Origin of the sequence: Nocardia salmonicida NBRC 13393 (assembly GCF_001613085.1) — a bacterium.
GTDB lineage: Bacteria > Actinomycetota > Actinomycetes > Mycobacteriales > Mycobacteriaceae > Nocardia > Nocardia salmonicida.
The window spans coordinates 119,582-127,254 of sequence record NZ_BDBR01000003.1; the positions used below are offsets into that span (position 1 = coordinate 119,582).

The 7,673-nt window shown below is 67.2% G+C and carries 8 protein-coding genes; 3 read left to right on the plus strand and 5 right to left on the minus strand.

Annotated features, from left to right (window positions below):
- Nucleotides 1–25: 25 nt before the first annotated feature.
- The 3 genes from NS1_RS04010 to NS1_RS04020 are packed head-to-tail and all read right to left on the minus strand — an operon-like array spanning nucleotide 26 to nucleotide 3,723.
- A complete protein-coding gene (locus NS1_RS04010; protein WP_062981721.1) occupies nucleotides 26–1,234 on the minus strand; it encodes a GNAT family N-acetyltransferase in 1,209 nt (402 codons plus the stop codon).
- On the minus strand, nucleotides 1,231–2,517 hold the full coding sequence (locus tag NS1_RS04015; RefSeq protein WP_062981723.1) for a DegT/DnrJ/EryC1/StrS family aminotransferase: 1,287 nt from the start codon (nucleotides 2,515–2,517) through the stop codon (nucleotides 1,231–1,233). Before NS1_RS04015 ends, NS1_RS04010 begins: the two co-directional genes overlap by 4 nt.
- Before the next feature lie 12 nt (nucleotides 2,518–2,529).
- Complete coding sequence (locus NS1_RS04020) at nucleotides 2,530–3,723, minus strand: 2-deoxy-scyllo-inosose synthase (protein WP_084503454.1); 1,194 nt, start codon at nucleotides 3,721–3,723, stop codon at nucleotides 2,530–2,532.
- 284 nt (nucleotides 3,724–4,007) lie between these two features.
- Between NS1_RS04020 and NS1_RS04025 the strand changes: the two genes are divergently transcribed.
- The gene (locus tag NS1_RS04025) at nucleotides 4,008–4,805 is read left to right on the plus strand and encodes a helix-turn-helix transcriptional regulator (RefSeq protein WP_169812740.1); all 798 of its coding nucleotides are present in this window, start codon (nucleotides 4,008–4,010) and stop codon (nucleotides 4,803–4,805) included.
- Nucleotides 4,806–4,808: 3 nt separating this feature from the next.
- Here the strand turns inward: NS1_RS04025 and NS1_RS04030 are convergent, their stop codons facing one another.
- Together NS1_RS04030 and NS1_RS39835 are read right to left on the minus strand one after the other, a co-directional pair.
- Nucleotides 4,809–5,597 carry an alpha/beta fold hydrolase gene (locus NS1_RS04030; protein ID WP_063816064.1) on the minus strand — a complete coding sequence of 263 codons (789 nt, stop codon included), beginning with the start codon at nucleotides 5,595–5,597 and terminating at the stop codon, nucleotides 4,809–4,811.
- 198 nt (nucleotides 5,598–5,795) lie between these two features.
- Entirely contained in the window at nucleotides 5,796–5,954 is a 159-nt protein-coding gene (locus NS1_RS39835; RefSeq protein ID WP_157125089.1) for a hypothetical protein, read from the minus strand.
- A 643-nt stretch (nucleotides 5,955–6,597) separates the two neighbouring features.
- Between NS1_RS39835 and NS1_RS04035 the strand changes: the two genes are divergently transcribed.
- Nucleotides 6,598–6,831 (plus strand): hypothetical protein, encoded by a 234-nt coding sequence (locus NS1_RS04035; protein WP_157125090.1) that lies wholly within the window; start codon nucleotides 6,598–6,600, stop codon nucleotides 6,829–6,831.
- Nucleotides 6,832–6,937: 106 nt separating this feature from the next.
- On the plus strand, nucleotides 6,938–7,673 hold a 736-nt coding region (locus NS1_RS04040; RefSeq protein ID WP_157125091.1), incomplete at its 3' end, for a hypothetical protein.

The following is a 7,673-nucleotide window of genomic DNA, read 5'->3' on the forward strand; positions in this document are numbered from 1 at the left end:
TCGGCTACTTCCTCGAGCTGGATGGTCAGAACGGAGTGGTGTTGAAAGGACGTCGGGTAGTGGTGAATGCGCGACCCAGGGCCGCGACGGCGCCGGTCGTGAGCTCTTCGACGCCTCCCGCGCGCTCCAGCTCGGCAACGGTGTGCGCCCCGAAATAGGCGGTGGTCAATTCCAGCGGCCCGATCCGGGCATCCGCGCGCGCACCGTCGGCCGCCGGCTCCCAGCGCCCGACCCCACCGGCGATCTCCAGCGCATAGCTGCCCGCGCTCATCCCCCACGGATCCGCGACCTCGAGCACGCCGTGGAAGTCCGCCGCGAACGCCCGCAGTCCGATGGCCTTGGGCAGGTTGAGGATCCACCCCCACACGCCCGCGTCCACGCCGCGCACGGCAGCGGTGCGCGGGTCCGCCAGCAGCAGCGGCGTTGGATCGTCCAGCGCGGTGTCGAGGTGAATCTCGGCGTATTCACCGTGCCCGAGCAGGCAGCGCAGCAGTTCCCGATGCGCGCTGAGGGTGACCGCACAGAAATCCCGGACGACCACGGTGTCGCCGACGAGGTCGTAGATGACATACCCGTCGGGGTGCACGAGGAGGAACGCGTCGTCGCCGAAGCTGCTCGGCCAGAAGAACTCGCTGCGCGCCAGCGCGCCGGGGGTCATCTGCTGCCAGCGGGCGTAGATCCGGCGCAGCTCGCTCAGCGTCTCCGGCAACCCCACCTCCCGCACCGAAGCCGAATCCGTTTCTGCCACCCGTAGTTTCGAATGTCGCCGGTCGATGACCAGATGCCGGGTGTAGGTCGTCACGCCGAGGTAGGCGTAGTTGCCGCCGGGCCCCGGCATGGCCGCGAACACGTCCGCGCCGGTCTCGCCGGCGACGGCCATCAGCTCGGCCTGCACTTTGGCGTAGATGCCGCGCTTCTGATGCGTCGTCGCCACCATGCCCTGCGCGCACGCCGCCGCCTCGAGCTGCGCGCCGCCCGGCACCGTGACGGTCGTGCGGATAATGGCCGCGGTCCCCACGATGCGCGGCGCCCGCGGCTCGGTGACGTCCTCGATCACCGCGATGTCCTGGAGCTGGAACTGCTGCTTCCAGGCGTCGAAGTTCTTGGTCTTCACCCCGCCGAATGCCCGTGCATACCGGTCACGGAGTGCGCCCCAATCGGATTCGACCGCCCTGCGGGTGCGGATGCCGTCGATGGTGCGGGCCTCCCAGTCCGCCATCAGTTCCGATGTCATGCGAGAGTTCCTTTCGCCGTGAGGGATTCCGCATCCGCACGCACCTTCGCCAGGGCGGCGAGCAGATCCTCGATATCGCCGCGCTCGCCGAGCAGGACGCTGTGGTGCACGAGCAGGGTGTGGTCGCGGTAGTGATCGGCGCCCGGGTAGGCCCGACCGGCCGCGCGCTCGGCGGCCCGGTTCCAGGAGTGCGCGAACCGCGGCTTGGTCTGCGGGCGCAGCAGCGCGCTGCGGTGCAAGGGGTCGCGCGGCGGATAGACCTTGGTGCCCAGTTCCGCGGTGAGCGCGGCGGCTACGGCTTCGACGGGCGCGTCGCCGAAAGTGCCCGGGTGGAACCGGATTCCGTACTCGTATACGGCCCTGCGGTCGACCTGCGCCGGCACGGGAACCGGGGCGAGGCCCGCGATACCCGCCAGGCCTGCCGCTAGTTCCTTGGCGCGGATCTCGCGCTGGGCGTGCTGGTCGTCGAGCCGCCGCAGCTGATCGAGCAGCACGGCGGCGGTCAGTTCCGACATGCAGTAGTTCGCGCCCATGACGGTGCCGAGTTCGACCAGCTCGTACTCCCCGGCGACGGGATCGTGGGAGGTATATCCGCGGGAGTCGGCGCGCAACATCAGCATGCGCTCGTACAACTCCGGGCTGTCGGTGATCGCCGCTCCGCCCTCACCCCCGGCGAGGGTCTTCGCCGCGCCCAGGCTGAAGACGCCGATATCGCCGAACGTTCCGACAGTCCTTCCGGCCCAACGGGTTCCGTGTGCTTGCGAGCAGTCCTCGACCAAGGCCAGTCCAGCGGAGCGCACCACGTCGACCACTTCGTCGAGGCGCACGGTCGTGCACGCCAGATGCACCGCGATGACCGCCTTGGTGCGCCCGGAGACCGCGGCACGAATGTGTTCGGCAGTGAGACAGCCGGTTTCGGGATCGACATCGACCAGAACCGGAAGCGCACCCACCCGCAGTACCGCCGACGCGGGCGCCACCCAGGTCATGACCGGCACGATCACCTCGTCACCGGGGCCGATACCGAGCGCCTCCAGCGCGATCACCAACGCCCCGGACCCGTGGTCCACGCTGACCCCGTACGCCGCACCGGTATATCGGGCGAAGGCCGCGCCGAAGATCCGCTCCCGCGACTTACCGCCGGTGGGGCTGTACCAACTCACCGACCAGCGGTCCGACCGCAGCGCGGCCACCAGTTCCCGCTCGGTGCGCTCGTCGTACTGCGGCCACCGCGGCCACGCCCCGCCCGCACGCACCGGTGCGCCACCATGAATCGCCAGCATGCGCCCGCCCCCTCACACGCCGACCGCGCGAGCGGGAACGCGAACGGCCGTCTGCGCGATGACTTCGAGCGCCTCCCGGATCTCGATGAGCGAAACATGCACCAGCGGAAGATCTCCGGTGAGCTCGGGCCTGCCCAGTGCCCGCAGCAGCACGAACGGCACCGCCTCCGGCTGCGCCTCGAGGTAGCCCTTCTTGTTGTCATCGGCCACCACCGCCAGCACATCGGCGACCCGGACGGCTTCGGGCAGACCGGGTTCGACCCCGAGCCCGGTCACGACCTCGTAGTGTGTGCTCACCTCGTCGTCGGAGAGCCACCCTCGCGCATGGGAGATGTGCGCGGCCACCAGCATCCCCAGGGCAATCGCCGTGCCGTGCGGAATACCAGCCGCGCCACGGGCTTTGTGATCGCAGATCTCGATGGCATGGCCGACGGTGTGACCGTATTCCAGGACCAACCCCGCGCCACGCTCGAAAGTATCGTTGCGAGTGACCGCGGACTTCGCGGCAATGCTCGCATCGAGCAACCACAGAAGATTGTTCGGCGTCGCGAAATCATCGCTCGCGATGACCGCTCGCAACTGATCCAGCGCCGCCGGCTGAATCGCCAGGCAATTCTTCGCCATTTCGCACAGCCCGGAACGCAATTCACGCTCGGGCAGCGTGGCGAACAGTCGCACGTCGGCGTAGACGGCCGTCGGCGCATAGAACGTGCCGATGTGATTCTTGCCGACACCGCTGTTGATCGCCTGCTTCAGCGACAGCACCGAGTCCATGGCGGCGATGGTCGTGGTCGGCACATGCACCAGCCGCACCCCACGGAACAGCAGATTCGCCATCAGACCCGCGAGATTGCCCGGTACTCCCCCGCCGAAGGACACCACGATCGAGCGCCGGGTGATGCCCGCCCGCAGCGCCGCCTCCAGGTGATCCGACAGGCACGACAGCGTCTTCATCGATTCGCCGGCGGGGTGTGTGAGGATGATCGACGGGACACTCTTCGACAATCTTTCGATTTCCCTGGCGTGCAATCCGGCCAGTTCATCGTCAGTGACGATGACCAGCTTGTCCGGGCCGAAACTCGCTATCGCATCAGCGATCTCGGCAATACAGTCTTCGCCGAAGTAATAGGGAATCGATTGCTCACCGATAGTGATCATGCGTGAACGCAGTCCCGCCGTGCCGGAATACGGTGCATTGCTTGCCATTTCCGTGCTCACTCCCGCTGTGGTGCCATTCGCGAATAAATTGACCGGCTTCGATGCCGCATCCGCATTTCAAATATCGAATGTGAGGTCTCGATTTGGCAACCTCTGGGAGACCCCAGTCAGGTGCGCACCCACACGCCGGTACCACCGGCCGGGTGCGTGCTTCGGTGCGGTGCTATCGGCAGGGGTGGTGCGAAACGGCGGCTCGCCTCGAAATCCGGCGCACCGGCGGCCTATCCTGAGGCGAACGATCTTGGCGGTGAGTACGGACGACGGGAATGTTGGTGACTGACAACGACATCGGCGCGGACGCCGACAAGCTGCGGGCCCCGACGCTGGCCGACTTCGTCCGAGAACGACGTAGCCGCCCCTGCGCCGATCACCCGACCGGCTTGACCCGCAAGCAGCTGGCCGAGGCCACCCATGCCAGCCTCGGCTATTTCGCGAAGATCGAGCAGGGTGAGGCGCTCAATCCCGGTCCGGCCGTGCTGGATTCGCTCGCCTCGGTGCTGAAACTGGAGCTGGCCGAGCGGATTCACCTCTATCACCTCGCCCAGCAGCGGCCGGTGCTGCCGAATCCGCAGGTGCTGCGCCGTGATGACGCCGAGGCGCGGTCGGTGCGCGCCACTCTCGACGCGCTGCTCCCCCATCTGGCGGCCGCCCTCGACGACGGCTGGCGCATCGTCGACTGCAATGCGGCCTTCGACGCCGCCCTGCCCGGCCTGGCCCGCAACGGGCACGTGCTGCGGTGGATGTTCACCGATCCGCGGGCCCGCATCGTCGTCGAGGAATGGGAACGGGAGGCGGGCCTGATGGTCGGCCGCTTCCGCGCCTACGCCGCAGGCGCTCCCGATCGCGAGGACATCGACACTGTGCTGCGCGAGCTCGGCGAGCAACCGGACTTCCGGCGATTGTGGGCCGCCGGGCACGTCCACATCGGCCGCCAGGACCCAGATTTCACACTCCGCAATCCCAAGACCGCCACCGTCTTCGATGTCCGCGTGCAGCGCTACCGGGGTACCGCGCCCGGACCGGCGCACCAGCTGTTCATCGGGCTGGTGGAGTCAGGAGCGCAACAGTGAGCGCTAGGGCAATCCGTCCAGAAAACTCCGCAGTAGCGGATTCACCTCGTCCGGATGCGTCAGATTCGGTGTCAGCGACGCCCCGGCGATGGTGTGCACTTCGGTCGGCCTGCCCAGCGCGCGAGCCATCTCATCCATCTCCCCGGCGTCATTGGCCTGATCGGCCATCCCGCGGATGACCAGCGCCGGACACTCGAGATCGCCGAGCAGCTCGAGCACCGAGTCCCGATTGACCAGACACTCGCCTGCCAACCGGGCGCGCACCCGGTCCGACGCCAGCCATTTGTCCCGCCACGGCTTTTGATCCTCCGCGCCTGCCCCGATCATCAGCGAAGACACCATCTTGACGGTCGGCGCCAACGGCACGTCGCCGGTCCAGGCATCGAATACCTCCCGATATCCGACCTTGCGCCGCGCGGGCATGGCCGCGGCTGTGGACCCGATGACGATCAACCCGTCGACCCGGGAATGCGCCAGCAGGGCCATCCGCAGTGCGGTGAATCCGCCATGCGCGACCCCGCCGACCACGACGTGCTCCAGTCCGAGCGCATCCACCACCGCCCACGCATCCCGCGCCAAATCCCAATAGCTGAACGGAGTTCCGGGGTCTTCGCTGGGCCCGTGCCCCCGCGAGTCGATCGCGATCAGCCGATAGTCCGGCGTCAGCGCCTGCACCTGTGGGGCGAACATCTCCTGATCCATGAACAGGCTGTGCCCCAGCACCACCACTCGCCCGTCGCCCCCGGTATCCGTGTAATGAATCCGCACGCCCCCACTTGTGACAAACGGCATTCGCCCACTCTCCACTCGATCCAGACAACCGTTCCACGCTATCGCACACACGGACGAACGAGACCATGTGCCGCTATGAAAGGCACTACGCTGGAAGGGAATTGGTGCGCCTGCTCGCCCCGCGCGACCGGGCGCGCGGGGCGATCCGTACTGCGGACCGGGATCGAGCGGGGCTTGGGTCCGCCCGTTGTCGGCCGCTCAGGTGCAGACGAGGTTCTTGTAGGCCCCGAGGATTTCGCGGATCGAGGGCGTGACGAGCAGGTCTCGGTCCAAGGTCGCCCACAGGTACCCGGCATGCGCGGAGAGGTGGATGGGTTCGGTGGCTTTCACGTCGACGGCGAAGTGCAAGCGTCTCACCGGCTTTCCGGCCGGGGACAGGTAGTCGAAGTCGCCGACGTGATGCCGGATGCCGGATGACGGTCAGGCCGGTTTCCTCGCGGACGCCCCGCGTCATAGCCGCGGCAACCGATTCTCCGGGTTCCACGGTGACACCGGGGAGCTTGCGGGTGAGCCGCACCGGCCCGGTACTGTTCGATTCCATGCGGTCTCCACACCATCAGTGGTGACCGCATACTCCATTGTTCCCGGTGCGGGTTCATTCGGACATGTTCGGCGCCAGATAGTTTCGCGCGAACGCAATGAGTTCCTGCGTGACGCTGAGCCCTGCAGCGGGGGGTGACTGTCGGGCTGGTTCAGCACCACTTCCCGAGACCAAGGACGACCTGCGCACCGCGGTGGCGCAGCTGGTCGTCGACTATTACGCGCTGGCATACGCCGCCGACGGCGACAAGCCGGCGCTCTCCGTGGCCGTCAACTGCTCGCGAGCGATCGAGACTCCCCGGAACAGTCGCTGTGCGCATTGCTCAGTGGTGTCGCTTTTTCGGCGCCCTGGCCCAGCGCATGTGGACAACGATATCCAAGTCGGTCCGTCGCAACCCCCCGAAATCAGGGGGTCTCGATCCAAATCCAAATACCCATGTTTCACACTAGGCTCACTCGCATGCTCGTGAAACGCTTTGCCGCCCTTGCCATCGCGGTCGCCGCATTCGGCGCCGCCTCCACCGGACTCGCCATCGCCGTGCCCGAAACACCGACGCAGCCCACCATCAGCCACACCGCCGCAGCCGAACCGGTCGTCCTACAGACCGGCTCGGCCGTAATCGATCTACTCGCGTATATCGCTGCGGGCTGCATCGGCAGCTGGAGCCCGGCCCCGCCCGCACACTGCGTCTGACATCGACCAGGCGGGCCCGTCGGACGATCCGCGGGCCCGCTCCACTGAACGCACGCTCATGCCGAGGAGCGTGCGTGTTGCTCTGCGGCAGTAGGCTGCGATGGCCATGATCACGCGTACCTCCGACCGGAACGACCTGCCGGACGAGCCACCTATCCGGCGGGTCTTCCGGGACGTCATCACCGATCGTCTGACAGAACCGCGCCCACCGCAGGCCGCGATGTTATTCCAGTCCTCGGTCGACCCGTTCTGGACGGCCGACAGCTTCTTCCTCGCAGACTTCTACAGCGAGATCCTCCATCAGGGCACCTGCTTGCCCCATACCGCCGACGGCGTCCCTCTGCTGGCGGCCTTGGCCATCGACGACCGCGTGCCACCACGGGAGCGTTTCCGGGTGATCAGTCTGATGTTCAGCATCGCCACCGTCGCGGACCGTCATCTGGCTGAATACTGGCCCGACACACCACCGTACGCGGATCCTGGGAATGAGAACCGAGCCCGCGAAGCGGTCCGGTCCTGCACCCCGGACCTGCTCGCCCGATGGGCGCCTGCATGCCCGGCAGTCCGGTTGGCACTCGCGGGCCTCGCCGTGGTGTTCCCCACCGCCCGCACGCTGCCTGCCTTGACTCCTCGGCTCGAGGGTTTTGTCGAGCAGCACCCACCAGGCACCGACATCGGCGACTACGTGCGTTTGATTCTGGTACTGGCCGCCGAGAACGACGCCCGCACCCTCACGACCGTCGAATCATTCACAACCACCGCCTGGGAGGGCACCTCTCGCGGCGCACCGGCATCAGCCAGAACTCTCCACTTGCTCGGCCAGATGCTGAACCGGGTCGGAA

What these genes read in the sequence shown, in the direction of transcription:
- NS1_RS04010 (WP_062981721.1), bottom strand. Translation starts at nt 1,234, where the DNA reads ATGACATCGGAACTGATGGCGGACTGGGAGGCCCGCACCATCGACGGC.
- NS1_RS04015 (WP_062981723.1), bottom strand. Translation starts at nt 2,517, where the DNA reads ATGCTGGCGATTCATGGTGGCGCACCGGTGCGTGCGGGCGGGGCGTGG.
- NS1_RS04020 (WP_084503454.1), bottom strand. Translation starts at nt 3,723, where the DNA reads ATGGCAAGCAATGCACCGTATTCCGGCACGGCGGGACTGCGTTCACGC.
- NS1_RS04030 (WP_063816064.1), bottom strand. Translation starts at nt 5,597, where the DNA reads ATGCCGTTTGTCACAAGTGGGGGCGTGCGGATTCATTACACGGATACC.
- NS1_RS04035 (WP_157125090.1), top strand. Translation starts at nt 6,598, where the DNA reads ATGCTCGTGAAACGCTTTGCCGCCCTTGCCATCGCGGTCGCCGCATTC.